The following is a 17,606-nucleotide window of genomic DNA, read 5'->3' as shown; positions in this document are numbered from 1 at the left end:
TTTATTTCCCCCTTACCACTGTTCCGATATTTTCGCCTAAAACGGCACGTTTAATATTACCTTTTTCCATAACTGAGAATACAATTAATGGAATATCATTATCCATACATAGAGAAGAAGCTGTAGAATCCATTACACCTAAACCTTCTTTTAATACGTCTAAGTAAGTAAGCGTTTCATATTTCGTAGCTGTTGGATCAATAGATGGATCCGCATTATATACACCATCTACATTGTTTTTCGCCATTAAAATTACATCTGCTTCAATTTCTGCCGCACGTAATGCTGCTGTTGTATCTGTAGAGAAGTATGGGTTACCTGTACCTGCTGCAAAGATAACAACACGTTTTTTCTCTAAGTGACGAACTGCTTTACGACGAATGTAAGGTTCTGCAACTTGACGCATCTCAATTGAAGTTTGTACACGAGTTTGAATTCCGATATTCTCCAAGCTATCTTGAAGAGCTAATGAATTCATAACTGTCGCTAACATGCCCATGTAATCTGCCCCTGCACGATCCATGCCCATTTCACTTCCAATTTTCCCACGCCAAATGTTACCGCCACCAACAACAACAGCAACCTCTACATCAAGTTCTGCAATTTCTTTTACTTGTTCCGCAACTGACTTAATAACAGTTGGGTTAATTCCAAATCCTTGCTCTCCAGCTAAAGCTTCTCCACTTAGCTTTAAAACGACACGATTATATTTCGGTTTACTCATAATGAACCTCCAATTGCTTACATCTTTATTTTAAAAAAGGGAACACAATGTGTTCCCTAATCTGTATTAGTTGCTACCTTTTACTTGGTTCATTACTTCTTCAGCAAAGTTGTCTTCGCGTTTTTCGATACCTTCACCAACAGCGTAGCGAACGAATCCTTTTAGTGTTCCGCCTTTAGACTCAACGAACTGACGAACTTTCATATCAGGGTTTTTAACGAATGCTTGGTCAAGTAAGCAAATCTCTTCGAAGAATTTGCCTAAACGGCCTTCAACCATTTTTGCAACGATTTTTTCAGGCTTGCCTTCGTTTAATGCTTGTTGTGTTAATACTTGACGCTCATGCTCAACTTCTTCAGCTGTTACAGCATCGCGGTCGATGTATTTAGGGTTAACTGCAGCGATGTGCATTGCAACATCTTTAGCAGCAGCTTCATCAGTAGAACCTTCAAGAACTGTTAATACACCAATGCGTCCACCCATGTGTAGGTAAGCGCCGAATGCATCTGCATCAGTTTTTGATACGATTTCGAAACGACGAAGTGTAAGTTTTTCACCAATTTTAGCGATTGCTTCGTTGATGTGCTCTTCAACTTTTTTACCGTTTTCCATTGTTTGAGCCATAGCTTCTTCAACGTTAGCTGGTTTGTTAGTTAATAAGTGAGCAGCTAATTCTTTAATTAGTGTTTGGAAACCTTCGTTTTTCGCAACGAAATCAGTTTCAGAGTTTAATTCTAAGATTAAAGCGTCGTTACCGTTTGTTTCGATGAAAGTTAAACCTTCAGCAGCAATGCGGTCAGCTTTTTTAGCAGCTTTCGCAATACCTTTTTCACGTAAGAAGTCAATTGCCTTCTCCATGTCGCCGTTAGTTTCTGTTAAAGCTTTTTTGCAGTCCATCATACCTGCGCCAGTTTTTTCACGTAATTCTTTTACCATTTGAGCAGTGATTGCCATACTTTTCATCCTCCTAAAATATGTATTTATACCTTTTATAAAGGTGTTTATACCTTAAAAAAGGTGATAAAAGGCCGAACCCCTTATCACCTTTCCAACTTTGTTACGCAGTAACAGTTTCTTCACCTTGTTTTGCTTCAAGGATCGCGTCTGCCATTTTAGATGTAAGAAGTTTTACAGCACGAATTGCATCATCGTTTGCTGGGATAACGTGATCGATTTCGTCTGGATCACAGTTTGTATCAACGATACCGATGATTGGAATGTGTAATTTGCGTGCTTCAGCAACTGCAATACGCTCTTTACGAGGGTCTACTACGAATAATGCACTTGGAAGACCTTTCATATCTTTAATACCGCCTAAGAATTTCTCAAGACGCTCTAACTCTTTTTTAAGTTGAACAACTTCTTTCTTAGGAAGTACTTCGAAAGTACCATCTTCTTGCATTCTTTCGATGTCTTTAAGACGCTTGATACGCTTTTGGATTGTTTGGAAGTTTGTTAAAGTTCCGCCTAACCAACGTTGGTTAACGAAGTACATACCAGCACGAGTTGCTTCTTCTTTAATAGCTTCTTGTGCTTGTTTTTTAGTACCTACGAATAAGATGTCTCCGCCTTCAGCAGCGATGTCGCGCATCGTTCTGTAAGCTTCCTCAACTTTTTTCACAGTTTTTTGTAAGTCGATGATGTAGATACCGTTACGCTCTGTGAAAATGTAACGCTTCATTTTTGGGTTCCAACGACGAGTTTGATGTCCGAAATGAACACCAGCTTCAAGCAATTGCTTCATAGAAATTACTGACATAATATAGTTCCTCCTAAATGGTTTTTGATATCCTCCGTTTACTTCATCTCTAAGCGAAACTACAAACGTAGCACCAACACTTAAATCAGTAAACGTGTGTACTTTGTACTGACACCACTGCTTACTATATCATACTGAAATATTACAATCAAGTCGAAAATGCGAACAATGTAAAACTTTCTTTGTTCATACTCGAATTCTAGTATTACCAACCTTCATTTCTTTTAAGCAAAAAAATAAATACAATTAATAGTTTTCTCAGAAAACACGCTTATGACACTTTTCACAAGCACCATCTATCCATTGCACATAAAAAACTCTCCTCAATCGAGGAGAGTTTTTTACAAATTAGTTTGTTTTTAATTTAGCAAGTTCCTGTAGAAACTTGTCGTTTAGCACTTTAATGTATGTTCCTTTCATACCTAAAGAACGAGACTCAATAACACCAGCACTTTCTAATTTACGTAGTGCATTTACGATTACAGAACGAGTAATTCCTACGCGATCAGCAATTTTACTTGCAACAAGTAAACCTTCTGTTCCATTTAATTCTTCGAAGATGTGCTCAATCGCTTCTAACTCACTGTAAGATAATGAGCTGATCGCCATTTGAACAACAGCTTTACTACGTGCTTCCTCTTCGATTTCTTCTGCTTTTTCACGTAAGATTTCCATACCTACAACAGTTGAGCTGTACTCAGCAAGGATTAAATCATCATCTAAGAACTCTTGACCAAGACGAGCTAATACTAATGTACCTAGACGCTCACCGCCACCAACGATTGGTACGATTGTAGTTAAACCTTGACCAAATAATTCTCTGTTTTCTACTGGGAATGCTGTGTAAGCACTGTTCACATCTAAGTTTGAAGATGTTTCTGTAATGTTGAATAAGCTTTGTGTATATTCTTCTGGGAATTGACGTTCTGCAAGCATTTGCTTCATGCGTTCGTTTTCGATTTGTTGGTGAATTGCATAACCTAGTAATTTACCACGACGGCTAACTACGAATACGTTTGCTTCGATTACTTCACACATTGTGTCAGACATTTCTCTAAAGTTTACAGGCTTCCCTGCTGCGCTCTGTAATAACGCATTTAATTTTCTCGTTTTTGCTAATAATTCCATTTCAAAAGTTCCTCCTACATGTTACTCACATATTTTTTCATCACTTGGAAACTAGGGCGAGTCACCTGATGACACTATTACAAAATAAACTGGCTCACATCTTTATTTTTAGCAATTGTTGCTAATTTCTCCTCAACGTATTGAGGTGTTATCGTTATTTTCTCTAACGTAATTTCAGATGCTTCAAACGATAAATCTTCAAGGAGCTTCTCCATAATCGTATGAAGTCTTCTTGCTCCAATATTATCTGTATCCTGATTAACTTGATAAGCAATCTCAGCAATCTTACGAATAGCTTCGTCTGAAAATTCAATTTCTATACCTTCAGTCGCTAATAATGCCATATATTGTTTAATTAACGCATTGTCAGGCTCGATTAGTATTTTAACAAAATCGTCTGTCGATAATTTTGTTAATTCTACTCGAATCGGAAATCTCCCTTGCAATTCCGGAATTAAATCCGACGGTTTAGACATATGGAACGCTCCAGCTGCAACGAATAAAATATAATCCGTTTTTACTGATCCGTATTTTGTCGCAACATTCGACCCTTCAACAATCGGCAAAATGTCACGTTGCACACCTTCACGTGATACATCTACGCTATTCGACTGCTTACCAGCAATTTTGTCAATTTCATCGATAAAAATAATCCCGAGCTGTTCAGCACGATAAACAGCCTCTTGTGTAACTTCATCCATATCAATTAAGCGCTGTGCCTCTTCATTTGTCAAGAGTTTTCTTGCTTCTTTTACAGAAAGTTTACGTTTTTTCGTTTTTTTCGGCATAAAACTTCCTAGCGCATCTTGGAAATTCATTCCCATTTGCTCCATGCCAGTTCCTTGTAACATATCAAACATGGAAGACTGTTGTTCAGTCACTTCAATCGATACAATTTCGTCTTCAAGAAGCCCTGCAGCAAGCTTTCTCTCCACATCTTGACGCTTCTTTTCGATTTCAACATCTTCTTGTGTATCAGACGTTTGATTCGAATTTTGAGTACCTCCAAAAAGCATCTCTAATGGATTTTTGAATCCAGATTGTTTCTCTGGACTCGGTACTAAAATTTCAACAAGACGTTGATTCGCTTGCTCTTCGGCTTTATCTTGAACTTTCACTACCATTTCTTCTTTTACGATACGAACCGATGTTTCCACCAGGTCACGTACCATTGACTCTACATCTCTACCCACATATCCAACTTCTGTGAATTTTGTAGCCTCAACCTTAATAAAAGGTGCTCCAACGAGTTTCGCCATTCGTCGTGCTACCTCTGTTTTCCCAACACCTGTCGGTCCAATCATTAAGATATTTTTAGGTGCAATTTCGTCACGTAAATTTTCAGCTAATTTACTGCGACGATATCGATTTCTCAACGCTACAGCAACCGCTTTCTTTGCGTCTTTTTGACCGATGATGTATTGATCTAATTTTTCCACAATTTGGCGCGGAGTAAAATGTAAATGCATATAAAATGCCTCCCTTACGATTCTACAATTCTTCAACAATTATGTTGTGATTCGTATAAACACAAATATCGCCAGCAATCTCTAAACTCGCTTTCGCAATTTGCTTCGCTGTTAAGTGTTCACTTGCATATTGCTTTAAAGCACGACCTGCAGAAAGTGCATAATTCCCACCAGATCCAATTGCTAAAATACCATCATCCGGTTCAATCACTTCTCCTGTACCTGAAACAAGGAGCATAGTTGTTTTATCCATGACAATGAGCATTGCTTCTAGCTGACGTAACATTTTATCGCCACGCCATTGTTTGGCCATTTCAACAGCAGCACGCTGCAAGTTGCCATTATACTCTTCTAATTTCCCTTCAAACATTTCAAAAAGAGTAAATGCGTCAGCAACTGATCCTGCGAAACCAGCTAAAACTTTACCTTGGAAAAGTTTACGAACTTTACGAGCTGTATGTTTCATTACAACAGCATTTCCCATTGTCACTTGGCCATCTCCAGCCATTGCACATTCTCCATTATGATGAACTGCAAATATCGTTGTAGCGTGGAAATTTCCCATAGAAAAAACTCCTTTATTTGTTTTTATAGCTTTTAAAGCAATTTATGCCCGCGGGTGATGCTTCATGTAAACAGAACGCAATCTTTCTTTAGAGACATGCGTATAAATTTGTGTCGTCGACAAATTTTCATGGCCTAATAACTCCTGTACAGTACGTAAATCCGCCCCTTCATCTAGCATATGTGTAGCAAATGTATGCCTTAACATATGGGGACTTATCCGCATTGTCAGCGAAGCCTTTTTAATGAGTTCATTTAAAACATAACGAACTCCACGACTTGTTAGCGGTTTACCTTTCGCATTTAAAAATACCATATGAGAGTCTTCGTCAGTCTTATTAACTAACTGTTTTCTCCCATTCTCTATATAAGTAATTAAAGAATCTTGCGCATAGCTTCCGAACGGAATATACCTTTGTTTTTTTCCTTTTCCCATTACTAAAATTGTTCCCACCGCAAAGTCAATATCGGTAAGTTGTAAATTGACACATTCACTCACACGGATCCCAGTCGCATACATCAACTCTAACAAAGCTTGATTCCTTTGACCTAATGGTGTTTCTGTGTCAGAAACTTCAAATAATTCCTCTAACTCTTCAGCATATAAAAACTTTGGGATTGACAATTCTTTTTTGGGGAGTGACGCAAGTGCAAACGGATTATCCTTTCGATAACCTTCACGCATCAAAAAACGATATAAACTTCGTAAGCTTGATACTTTTCTTGCGACAGATTTACGGGCTAACTTCTCATCGTGCAACGTCGTTAAGTACAAACGAACATCCGCGTATGTAACGTCTAAAAAAGAGGATATGCCTTCTCGTTCCATAAATTGCACAAAATGTTCTAAATCATTTTGATAACTTGCAATTGTATATTTTGAATAATTTCTTTCAATTTGTAAATATCCAACGAATAATTGTAACAATTTCTTCACATTCACACAACTCACCTCAATAAAGGCTACTAAATCGTATCACAACTTAGTAGCCTTTGCAAGAAATTTAACTAAATATTTACAAAATTTCGAATCGTTTCTAAAGCGCGTGCTGCGTACGCTTCATTTCGTTCTGCTTTCTTTTTAATCTTCTTCTCTAACGGTGCAAATAGACCGAAGTTCGCATTCATCGGTTGGAAGTTTTTAGCGTTCGTTGCCGTAATGTAATTTGCCATGCTACCCATCGCAGTTACTGGCGGTAATACAACTGGCTCTTCACCTTGCACAAGACGCGCAGCATTAATTCCTGCTAATAATCCTGATGCTGCCGATTCAACATATCCCTCTACTCCAGTCATTTGACCAGCGAAGAATAAATCATCCCGTTGTTTATATTGATATGTTGGACGAAGCAAATTAGGTGAATTAATAAACGTATTACGATGCATTACACCATAACGTACAATCTCTGCATTTTCCAATCCTGGAATTAACTGTAACACTTCTTTTTGCGGTCCCCACTTTAAATGTGTTTGGAAACCTACGATATTGTATAAAGTCCCCGCTGCATCATCTTGACGTAACTGAACAACAGCATATGGCGTTTTCCCTGTTTTTGGATCTTCCAATCCAACAGGTTTCATAGGTCCAAATACTAACGTCTGTCTCCCTCTACTTGCCATAACCTCTACTGGCATACAACCTTCAAAGAAAATTTCTTTTTCAAACTCTTTTAAAGGCACTGTCTCAGCAGCAATTAGAGCCTCATAAAAACGATCAAACTCTTCTTCTGTCATTGGGCAATTTAAATATGCAGCTTCACCTTTGTCATAACGCGATTTTAAATATACTTTATTCATGTCAATGCTGTCTTTTTCTACGATTGGGGCTGCAGCATCATAGAAGTAGAAATAATCTTCTCCTGTTAATTCTTTCAATTTTGCAGAAAGATCAGGAGATGTTAATGGACCTGTAGCAATAATTGTCGGTCCCTCTGGAATATCTGTAATTTCTTCATTCATTACAGTTACATTTGGATGGTTCTTTACGTATTCTGTTACTTTAGCTGCGAACTCATGACGGTCTACAGCTAAAGCGCCTCCAGCTGGTACAGAGCACTCATCCGCCGCACGAATAATTACAGAATCCATTAAGCGCATTTCCTCTTTAATAACTCCAACTGCATTTGTTAAAGTGTTTGCACGAAGTGAGTTACTACATACTAATTCAGCGAATTTATCTGTGTGATGAGCTGGCGTTTGCCTTACCGGTCTCATTTCATATAATCTAACTTGGACACCACGTTTTGCAATTTGATAAGCTGCTTCACTTCCTGCAAGACCTGCGCCAATGACGTTTACTACTTGTGTTGTCATTTATATCACCTTTCCTTTTCTTCCCGAAAAAAATGTGAGCAGTTACGCTCACATTTGTTGTTCTTCTTCATAATCGCACGAAATACATTGTACTTGCACGCCTTTTTTCAACTTTTTCTCTACAAGCATGCCTTCGCACTTCGGACACTTACGACCAATTGGCTTATCCCAAGATACAAAGTCGCATTCCGGATACGTACCGCACCCATAGAAAAGACGTTTCTTTTTATTACTACGGCGTTCAATAATTTGACCCTTATCACACTTTGGACAAGTAACACCGATTTCTTTCACAATCGGCTTTGTATTACGACAATCTGGGAAATTCGAGCAAGCCATAAATTTCCCGTATTTACCCATTTTAAAGACCATTGGGTGATTACATAATTCACAATCTTCCCCAGCTGGTTCATCTTTAATTTCCACTTCACGCATTTCTTTTTCCGCTTTTTCTAAACGCGGTTCAAAACCTACGTAGAAATCATCAACAATTTTTACCCAATTCGCATTTCCTTCTTCTACTTCATCAAGGCTTTGCTCCATATTGGCAGTAAATTCAATGTTAATAATTTCTGGGAAAAACTCTAAAATAAGTTCAATTACTATTTCACCAAGTTCAGTCGGAACGAAGCGTTTATTATCCAAGCCTACATACCCACGCTTTTGAATCGTTTCAAGTGTAGGTACATATGTCGACGGTCTTCCAATTCCAAGTTCTTCAAGTGTTCTTACTAGGCGAGCCTCTGTATAGCGCGGAGGAGGTTGTGTAAAATGTTGCTTTGGTTCTAAATCCTTTGAAAATACAGTTTCCCCTACTTCTAAAGGCGGCAACATCTTATCCTTTTCTTCAGCACCATCATCTTTTGACTCTACATACACTTTCATAAATCCCGGGAACTTTACAACCGATCCACTTGCACGGAACTGAACATTGTTATTAATGAGTCTCGCTGTCACAGTATCCATTATAGCAGACGCCATTTGACTTGCAACAAATCGCTCCCAAATCAATTTATATAATCGAAGTTGATCACGACCTAAGAAACTTTTTAGTTCCTCTGGCTTTCTCATTACCGAAGTAGGACGAATTGCCTCATGCGCATCTTGTGCATTTGACTTTTTCGTTTCTTTCTTCTTTTCTGTTCCTATGTATTCCGTACCATACGCTTCAGTGATGTAAGTACGAGCCTCTGTTTGAGCTGTTTCTGAGATACGTGTTGAATCAGTTCTCATATACGTAATAAGACCTACAGTTCCTTGTTTTCCAAGATCTATCCCTTCATACAATTGCTGTGCAAGCATCATTGTTTTCTTTGCTCGCATGTTTAACTTACGGGCTGCTTCTTGTTGCAAGGAAGATGTTGTAAACGGTAATGCAGGGTTACGTTTTCGCTCTTTGCGCGTTACATTTTCAACTGAAAACGCATTGTCTTTCATCTGTTCAATTATTTCATTCACTTGCGTTTCATTTGTTAATTGAACTTTTTCACCATCTACACCGTAAAAGCTTGCTTCAAATGTGTCTTTTCCTTTTACAAATTCTGTTTTAATTGTCCAGAATTCTTCAGGTTCAAAGTTTTGAATTTCCCTTTCACGCTCGATGATTAAACGAACTGCTACAGATTGTACACGTCCTGCACTTAATCCTTTTTTTACTTTCTTCCATAATAAAGGACTAATATTGTAACCAACAAGACGATCAAGTATACGTCTTGCTTGTTGTGCATCCACTAAATCCATATTAATTGCACGAGGATGTTTAAATGATTCTTTGATCGCATCTTTCGTAATCTCATTAAACACAACCCGACAATCTGATTCAACGTCCACATTTAACGTATTCGCTAAATGCCAAGCAATCGCTTCCCCTTCACGGTCTGGATCGGCCGCGAGATAGACTTTCTTTGCTTTTTTGGCCGCTGATTTTAAATCTTTTAAGACGGGACCTTTACCACGAATGGTAATATACTTCGGGGTGAAGTTGTTCTTTACTTCTATCCCCATTTGACTTTTTGGCAAATCGCGAACATGTCCCATAGACGCGACAACTTTGTATTTTTTCCCTAAATATTTCTCAATGGTCTTCGCCTTAGAAGGCGACTCCACGATTACGAGGTAATCTGACATGCTAGTGCCTCCTTAAGAGGTGGATTCAAGTCTTCATTAATCTTATTGATTTCTCTTGTTTTTGTCAATCAAGAATGAATATACCATACAGTGCCAATCTACCATTTGTCAATAATTGTTTAATAAAAACATAAAAATATAAGGTTAATTTAAAATCTCTTCCAAGATATCTTCTGCATTTCTTACTAGTTTTGCTCCTTGCTGAATAAGATGATTCGTTCCCGATGCCCCCTCTATAAATATAGGTCCAGGAAGCGCAAATACCTCTCTACTTTGCTCTAACGCAAGGTCCGCAGTAATAAGTGTTCCACTTCTCGATTTCGCTTCTACAACTAAAACACCTTTACTTATACCACTAATAATCCGGTTTCTTTTTGGAAAATACCATTTTTTCGGTGCATAGTGCGGCGGATACTCTGTCAATAACAATATATATTCCTTCCACATTTCATATAAAGGTCTATTTTCTTTCGGATACATAAAAGACAATCCATGCCCTAATATCGCAATAGTCGGGCAATGATGCCTTACTGTAATCTCATGAGACATTGTATCTATCCCTTTTGCAAACCCACTGACAATAAGCCACTCTCTTTCTAATAAAGGGTGTAAAATAAACTTCAAACTCTCATGACCATATAATGATGGTTCTCTCGTTCCAACAACTGCTAATTTATTTACTTTATTCAGGAAATCTTTCTCTCCTTTTCCATATAAAACGAAGGGAGGGTCTTGTATTTCACGTAATAATTGCGGATAATTTTCATCCCATATCGTTATATAAAAAATACGATTTTTCTCTAAATAAGATATATATTGCGGAAGATTTGAACTTTGAAGAAATTTTACTAGTTCTGAAGATTTTTTCGAGGATATTCCAGTGTAGTGTTCCATTTGTTTTTCGTTAAAATTATATATGTTCTCTAATTCTGGATCGACATATAGTAGCCTCTCCATCGCTTTCCAATAATCTGCTAGCAAGTAATGAAGATGTAATAATCTCTCTCTTTTCATCTTGATTCTCCTTACCCATAATTTTTATTATGTAAACAGAAAAAGTCTAAAAAGACACCCTCAAGTAAGAAGGTGTCTTTCAACAGATTAATAGTTTTTACAAGTCTCAAATAAACCTTTTTCTTTTAAAACAGAGATTAGCGTTTCTCCCATAACTGCTGGAGTTTCAGCTACTTTAATGCCACAAGCTTCCATTGTTTTAATCTTTTCAGCAGCAGTTCCTTTACCGCCAGAAATGATTGCACCAGCATGGCCCATACGTTTGCCAGCAGGCGCTGTTTGACCACCAATGAAGCCTACAACAGGTTTTGTCATATTAGCTTTTACCCATTCAGCTGCCTCTTCTTCTGCTGTACCGCCGATTTCACCAATCATAATTACAGCATGTGTTTCTTCATCTTCATTAAATGCTTTTAAAGCATCAATAAAGTCTGTACCGTTAACAGGGTCTCCGCCGATACCTACAGCAGTAGATTGGCCAATACCTTCTTGTGTTAACTGATGTACAGCTTCATACGTTAATGTACCAGAGCGAGATACGATACCAACATGACCTTTTTTATGAATATATCCTGGCATAATACCAATCTTACATTCATCCGGTGTGATTACACCTGGGCAGTTTGGTCCAAGTAAACGTGTATGTTTACCCGCCATATATCTCTTTACGTTTACCATATCTAATACAGGAATCCCTTCAGTAATACATACTACTAAATCAATTTCTGCATCAACAGCTTCCATAATTGCATCTGCCGCAAAAGCGGGTGGAACGTATACAACTGAAGCGTTTGCGCCTGTTGCTTTCACTGCATCTTCTACTGTATCAAATACTGGTACACCTTCAATATCAGTGCCGCCCTTACCTGGTGTTACACCACCGACAATTTTCGTACCGTATTCAATCATTTGTTTTGTATGGAATAAACCTTGAGAACCTGTAATACCTTGAACAATAACTTTTGTATCTTTATTAACTAATACGCTCATTTTTCTCCCCCGCTTTCTATTAGCCCACTAGTGAAACAATTTTTTGTGCACCGTCTGCCATAGATTCTGCTGCAACAATATTTAAGCCAGACTCATTTAAAATTTTCTTACCTAGTTCTACGTTTGTACCTTCAAGACGTACAACTAAAGGTAACTCAAGACCTACTTGTTTCGTTGCTTCAATAACACCTTCTGCAATAACATCACACTTCATAATGCCACCAAAAATGTTAACAAAGATACCTTTTACATTTTTGTCAGAAAGGATAATTTTGAATGCTTCTGTAACTTTTTCTGCAGTTGCACCGCCACCAACATCTAAGAAGTTAGCTGGGTCACCGTGGTAATGTTTAATGATATCCATTGTAGCCATCGCTAAACCTGCACCATTAACCATACAACCGATATTTCCATCTAAAGGAATGTAGTTTAAGTCGTATTTTGAAGCTTCAATTTCTTTTGAATCCTCTTCATCAAGATCACGCAGCTCTAAAATGTCTTTATGGCGATATAATGCATTAGAATCAAAGTTTAATTTTGCATCTAATGCCATAACTTTACCTTCACCTGTTGTAACAAGTGGGTTAATCTCAGCGATAGAGCAATCTTTTTCGATAAACGCACGGTATAAGCCCATCATAAACTTCACAGCTTGTCCTACAAGCTCTTTTGGAATATTGATGTTAAATGCGATTCGGCGCGCTTGGAAACCTTGTAAGCCTACTGCTGGATCAATATATTCTTTAAAGATTTTTTCAGGTGTTTTTTCTGCTACTTCTTCAATTTCTGTTCCGCCTTCTTCAGAAGCCATTAAAACAACTTGAGAAGTTGCACGATCTAAAACTAGACCTACATAATATTCTTTTTTAATATCGCAACCTTCTTCGATAAGTAAGCGTTTTACTTCCTTACCTTCAGGACCTGTTTGATGTGTCACAAGTGTAGTTCCTAAAATGCTTTCTGCATATGTACGAACTTCATCTAAATTTTTTGCAACTTTTACTCCGCCAGCTTTGCCGCGTCCACCAGCGTGAATTTGTGCTTTCACTACACATACATCTGTTCCTAATTCTTTCGCCGCTTCTACAGCTTCTTCTACTGTAAATGCAACCTTCCCGTTCGGAACGCTAACCCCATAGCTTCTAAGGACTGCCTTACCTTGGTACTCATGGATATTCATGGTCCCATCCTCCCCTGTTTTCCTGTTTTACTCGAAAAGTTTTTTAATGTTTAAAAAACATTACATTGCCATTGTATAAGATGATTGGCACGCTGTCTACAATAAAGTGTCAGAAAACTGAAATCGCTTTATTCTTTTTCGGAAATAGTAATGTTTATATGCCAAAATAAAAAAATAAGCTGTATATTTACAGCTTATTTTTGAATCATATCTTTAATTGGCGCGAATGACTTTCGGTGTTCATCTAATACTCCATGCACTTGAATTGCCTCTAAATGTTGCTTTGTGCCATATCCCATATGTTGCTCAAATCCATATTGAGGATACTTCTCTCCCAGTTCTTTCATCATACGATCTCTCGTTACTTTTGCGATAATGGATGCGGCTGAAATCGAAACACTTTTCGCATCACCTTTAATAATTGATGTTTGCGGAATTGGTGTAGGAAGTTTCATCGCATCAATTAATAAATGTTGGGGTGTACAAGATAAATTCGCAACTGCATCTAACATCGCTTGTTTCGTTGCTTGGTAAATATTAATGTCATCAATAACTTGCGGCGATACAATTCCTACTCCAATTGCAATTGCTTGTACTTTTATTTCATCATAAAAACGCTCACGTTTCGCTTCACTCAACTTTTTCGAATCATTTAACCCTGGAATATAAAAATCCTCAGGAAGAACGACAGCTGCCGTCACAACAGGCCCAGCCAATGGCCCGCGCCCTACTTCATCAATACCCGCGATATATGTGACCCCTTTTTCACGCAAAGCATTTTCATACTTGGACATTTCAAAAAACTTCTCTTTTTCTTTCTGTTCTAACTCTTTTTGTTTATACCACTTCAAAACGAGCTTTTGAACACCTTTTCGATTATCTTTCATTAACAGTTGAAAGCGATCATCTTCTTCATTCATAATTTCTTTCAATACATTTTCTGCTTCTTTTATCGTTATAGTTTGCATTTATACAAGCTCCTTTTTAAACATATCCAAAAAGAAAAGACGCACAAACGCACGTCTTATACTTCTTCTATTTTTTCCACATCTTCTACTTGCTCTGCAAACTCTTCCGGTGTTTCAAACGTCATTTTTCCAAGTTTGCCACCACGAAGCTCACGAAGCACAAGCTCAGATGTCTTATCATAATCAATCATTCCGCCGCCCATTAAGCAGCCTCTATTTTTTCCAATTGCATCGAATAATTCCACAATATCTTCTGGAATCTCATTTAAATTATAGCGTTCTTTCAAGCGTTCTGGATAATGTTTCTCCATAAAACGTAATGCGTAAACAGCTACATCTTGTAAATTTAAAATTGAATCTTTAATTGCACCCGTTGTCGCTAAGCGAAGACCCACTAATTGATCTTCAAATTTAGGCCACAGAATACCTGGTGTATCTAACAATTCCATTTCCTTCCCAACTTTAATCCATTGTTGAGCTGTTGTCACACCTGGACGATCTCCTGTTTTAGCAATATTTTTCTTTGCCAATTTATTAATCAATGTAGATTTACCAACATTTGGTATACCTACAATTAATGCACGAATCGCTCTCGGTCTAATACCTTTTGCAACCATTTTATCAAATTTTTCTTTAACAAGCACTTTACAAGCTGCTGCAATTTCCTTCATACCTTGTCCAGCTTGCGCGTTAATTGAAATTGCCATATGGCCTTTTTCTTTAAAATATGCGATCCATTGTTTTGTTAAACGATCATCTGCCATATCCGCTTTATTTAAAACAACAAGCCTTGGCTTATGTGTAATGATTTCATCAATCATTGGGTTTCGAGATGATAATGGTAATCGAGCATCTACAAGTTCAATTACAACATCAATTAATTTTAATTTCTCCGTTACTTGGCGTCTAGCCTTCGCCATATGCCCTGGAAACCATTGAATTACCATGTTGCCACCTTCTTTTTCATTTATTTCACAATACGTGCGTCTTCTAACGGCCAATATAACATATTAGCTTTACCAATTACTTGATCCATTGAAATCGTACCGATTGAACGGCTATCTTTACTAAAACGACGATTATCACCTAAAACAAATAATTGATCTTTTGGAACGGTTTTCTTGCCTGTCATTTCTTCAAGATTAAAATCATATGTAAGCGGTCCGTCAGCAATTTGCTTTTTCTGCTTGTCTAAATACGGCTCCTCATAAGCCTTTCCGTTAATATACAGTTTATCATTACGATACTCTATTTCATCGCCTGGCAGGCCTATAATGCGCTTAATGTAATCTTTATCTTCTGTTGCTCGAAATACGATAATATCAAAGCGTTTTGGATCTCCAATGTGATAACCAATTTTATTCACAATCATTCGATCACGATCATGTAAAGTAGGTGCCATCGATACCCCGTCTACGAGAATTGGCGCAAAGAAAAACTGTCTAATAACACCAGCTAATACAACAGCAATCAAAATTGCTTTAATCCATTCCCAAAGTGAACTCTTCTCTTTTTTCATGCATTTCCCCTCCACGGTTATGTAAACTGCTCGTATTATACCAAAATTTCATATAGATTGGAAAAAGGGAGCTTGTGCATTTACAAGCTCCCATACATGTCTTATCGAATTTCTTTAATACGTGCTTTTTTACCGCGAAGGTTACGTAAGTAGTATAACTTAGCACGACGTACTTTACCACGGCGAAGTACTTCGATTTTCGCGATTCTTGGCGTGTGAACTGGGAATGTACGCTCAACACCTACACCGTAAGAAATCTTACGAACTGTGAATGTTTCACTGATTCCGCCACCACGACGTTTAATTACAACACCTTCGAAAAGCTGAATTCTTTCACGAGTTCCCTCAACAACTTTTACGTGTACACGTAAAGTGTCACCAGGACGGAATGAAGGAAGGTCAGTTTTTAATTGGCCTTTTGTAATTTCTGCGATTAATTGTTGCATATTAAATTCTCTCCTTTAAACAGATGCTCTTATAAAGTCTTAATAAATTACAGCGGAACATCGTTAATACGGCTACTGATTTCAGTAGCACAAATGTTATAATAGCATATTACTAGGCCTGTTGCAATAGCAAATATATGAAGTTATTACTGCTCTCGCTTTATTTCCTCAAGCCATTTTTTCTCTTGTTTAGATAGCTCTCTCTCATCTAATAAATCAGGTCTACGCGTATACGTTCGGCGCAAAGATTCCTTATGTCGCCATTCATCAATGTTTTTATGATTCCCTGACATTAATACATCCGGTACCTTCATACCACGAAAATCAGCTGGACGTGTATAATGAGGATGCTCTAATAAACCTGTACTAAACGAATCCTCTACTTGTGAAGCATGATTTCCTAGCACACCTGGCAAGAGACGTACCACACTATCAGTAATAACCATAGAGGCTAATTCTCCGCCCGTTAATACATAGTCACCAATAGAAATCTCATCCGTTACGAGATGCTCACGAATTCGTTCGTCATATCCTTCATAATGCCCACATACGAAGATTAAATGTTCTTCCCCTGCAAGCTCTTCCGCTTTCTTCTGCGTAAATCTTTCGCCCTGCGGACACATTAAGACAACTCTCGGCTTACGCTCTGTCTCTTTCGTCAAATCCTCTACAGCATCAAAAATAGGCTGAGGAGTAAGCACCATACCAGCTCCTCCGCCGTAAGGATAATCGTCTACGCTATTATGCTTACTTGTTGTATAATCACGAAAGTTAACAACACGAAGGTTTACCGCTTCTTTTTCTTGCGCCTTCTTTAATATAGAAGATCCAAATACACCGGTAAACATGTCTGGGAACAACGTTAAAATATCAATTTTCATTATAGCAGCCCTTCCATTACATGAATGGTTACTAATTTATTTTCAATATTAACTTGAAGTACAACATCATCGATATAAGGAATTAAGAGATCTTGACCCTTCGGGCGTTTAATTACCCAAACATCATTTGCACCAGGAGATAGAATCTCTTTGATTGTCCCTAGCGCTTCTCCTTCTTCCGTTACAACACTGCAACCAATAATTTCATGATAGTAGTATTCACCTTCAGCAAGTTCGCCTAACTGCTCTTCTGGTACTTTTATTAAAGAACCTTTAAACTTCTCTACTTCATCTACATTGTTATATCCTTCAAATGTTAATAAATCGAATGTCTTATGTTGGCGATGAGAAGTTACCTTCACCGGAAGATAGTCTGTGCCTTTCTCATTCGATATGTATAGCGTGTTTCCTACTTTATATCGCTCTTCTGGAAAATCAGTACGAGAAATAACACGGATTTCTCCTCTTACGCCATGAGTATTTACAATTTTCCCTACGTTAAACCATTTTGTCATAAATAGTAT

General features: G+C 37.8%; 18 protein-coding genes. All 18 read right to left on the bottom strand.

Going from position 1 to position 17,606, the window contains the following annotated elements; translation table 11 throughout:
* Position 1: 1 nt before the first annotated feature.
* Positions 2-724 carry a UMP kinase gene (gene pyrH / locus AB6801_RS11305; protein WP_000042668.1) on the bottom strand — a complete coding sequence of 241 codons (723 nt, stop codon included), beginning with the start codon at positions 722-724 and terminating at the stop codon, positions 2-4.
* 66 nt (positions 725-790) lie between these two features.
* Positions 791-1,678, bottom strand: coding sequence for a translation elongation factor Ts (gene tsf, locus AB6801_RS11300; RefSeq protein WP_001018578.1), 888 nt, complete (start codon positions 1,676-1,678; stop codon positions 791-793).
* A gap of 103 nt (positions 1,679-1,781) precedes the next feature.
* Positions 1,782-2,483, bottom strand: a complete 702-nt coding sequence (gene rpsB / locus AB6801_RS11295; RefSeq protein ID WP_000111485.1) for a 30S ribosomal protein S2 — start codon at positions 2,481-2,483, stop codon at positions 1,782-1,784.
* A gap of 348 nt (positions 2,484-2,831) precedes the next feature.
* A complete protein-coding gene (gene codY, locus AB6801_RS11290; RefSeq protein ID WP_000421290.1) occupies positions 2,832-3,611 on the bottom strand; it encodes a GTP-sensing pleiotropic transcriptional regulator CodY in 780 nt (259 codons plus the stop codon).
* 77 nt (positions 3,612-3,688) lie between these two features.
* A complete protein-coding gene (gene hslU, locus AB6801_RS11285; RefSeq protein WP_000550087.1) occupies positions 3,689-5,080 on the bottom strand; it encodes an ATP-dependent protease ATPase subunit HslU in 1,392 nt (463 codons plus the stop codon).
* A 22-nt stretch (positions 5,081-5,102) separates the two neighbouring features.
* The gene (hslV, locus tag AB6801_RS11280) at positions 5,103-5,645 is read right to left on the bottom strand and encodes an ATP-dependent protease proteolytic subunit HslV (RefSeq protein WP_000526272.1); all 543 of its coding nucleotides are present in this window, start codon (positions 5,643-5,645) and stop codon (positions 5,103-5,105) included.
* Positions 5,646-5,687: 42 nt separating this feature from the next.
* Complete coding sequence (gene xerC / locus AB6801_RS11275; protein WP_001101241.1) at positions 5,688-6,587, bottom strand: tyrosine recombinase XerC; 900 nt, start codon at positions 6,585-6,587, stop codon at positions 5,688-5,690.
* 65 nt (positions 6,588-6,652) lie between these two features.
* Positions 6,653-7,957: an FADH(2)-oxidizing methylenetetrahydrofolate--tRNA-(uracil(54)-C(5))-methyltransferase TrmFO gene (gene trmFO / locus AB6801_RS11270; RefSeq protein WP_000213002.1), complete on the bottom strand. Its 1,305-nt coding sequence runs from the start codon at positions 7,955-7,957 to the stop codon at positions 6,653-6,655.
* A 48-nt stretch (positions 7,958-8,005) separates the two neighbouring features.
* Positions 8,006-10,084, bottom strand: coding sequence for a type I DNA topoisomerase (gene topA / locus AB6801_RS11265; RefSeq protein WP_001286963.1), 2,079 nt, complete (start codon positions 10,082-10,084; stop codon positions 8,006-8,008).
* A gap of 144 nt (positions 10,085-10,228) precedes the next feature.
* Positions 10,229-11,098: a DNA-processing protein DprA gene (dprA, locus tag AB6801_RS11260; protein WP_000818039.1), complete on the bottom strand. Its 870-nt coding sequence runs from the start codon at positions 11,096-11,098 to the stop codon at positions 10,229-10,231.
* A gap of 87 nt (positions 11,099-11,185) precedes the next feature.
* Complete coding sequence (gene sucD / locus AB6801_RS11255) at positions 11,186-12,088, bottom strand: succinate--CoA ligase subunit alpha (protein WP_000115178.1); 903 nt, start codon at positions 12,086-12,088, stop codon at positions 11,186-11,188.
* 19 nt (positions 12,089-12,107) lie between these two features.
* Complete coding sequence (gene sucC, locus AB6801_RS11250) at positions 12,108-13,268, bottom strand: ADP-forming succinate--CoA ligase subunit beta (RefSeq protein ID WP_001020791.1); 1,161 nt, start codon at positions 13,266-13,268, stop codon at positions 12,108-12,110.
* A 194-nt stretch (positions 13,269-13,462) separates the two neighbouring features.
* Positions 13,463-14,236 (bottom strand): ribonuclease HII, encoded by a 774-nt coding sequence (locus tag AB6801_RS11245; protein ID WP_097999123.1) that lies wholly within the window; start codon positions 14,234-14,236, stop codon positions 13,463-13,465.
* Between the two features lie 56 nt (positions 14,237-14,292).
* Entirely contained in the window at positions 14,293-15,183 is an 891-nt protein-coding gene (gene ylqF, locus AB6801_RS11240; protein WP_000236702.1) for a ribosome biogenesis GTPase YlqF, read from the bottom strand.
* A gap of 20 nt (positions 15,184-15,203) precedes the next feature.
* Complete coding sequence (gene lepB / locus AB6801_RS11235) at positions 15,204-15,755, bottom strand: signal peptidase I (RefSeq protein ID WP_000711851.1); 552 nt, start codon at positions 15,753-15,755, stop codon at positions 15,204-15,206.
* 101 nt (positions 15,756-15,856) lie between these two features.
* Positions 15,857-16,201 carry a 50S ribosomal protein L19 gene (rplS, locus tag AB6801_RS11230; RefSeq protein ID WP_001186516.1) on the bottom strand — a complete coding sequence of 115 codons (345 nt, stop codon included), beginning with the start codon at positions 16,199-16,201 and terminating at the stop codon, positions 15,857-15,859.
* 146 nt (positions 16,202-16,347) lie between these two features.
* Positions 16,348-17,082 (bottom strand): tRNA (guanosine(37)-N1)-methyltransferase TrmD, encoded by a 735-nt coding sequence (trmD, locus tag AB6801_RS11225; protein ID WP_000686903.1) that lies wholly within the window; start codon positions 17,080-17,082, stop codon positions 16,348-16,350.
* Complete coding sequence (rimM, locus tag AB6801_RS11220) at positions 17,082-17,597, bottom strand: ribosome maturation factor RimM (RefSeq protein ID WP_000170278.1); 516 nt, start codon at positions 17,595-17,597, stop codon at positions 17,082-17,084. The genes trmD and rimM overlap by 1 nt, the downstream gene beginning before the upstream one ends.
* Positions 17,598-17,606 lie beyond the last annotated feature (9 nt).

It is taken from the genome of Bacillus sp. RCC_6_1, from assembly GCF_041360755.1.
In the GTDB taxonomy this organism is placed as follows: Bacteria; Bacillota; Bacilli; order Bacillales; family Bacillaceae_G; genus Bacillus_A; species Bacillus_A cereus.
The sequence above is the reverse complement of the archived record's forward strand: the minus strand, read 5'-3'. Positions and strand labels throughout refer to the sequence as shown.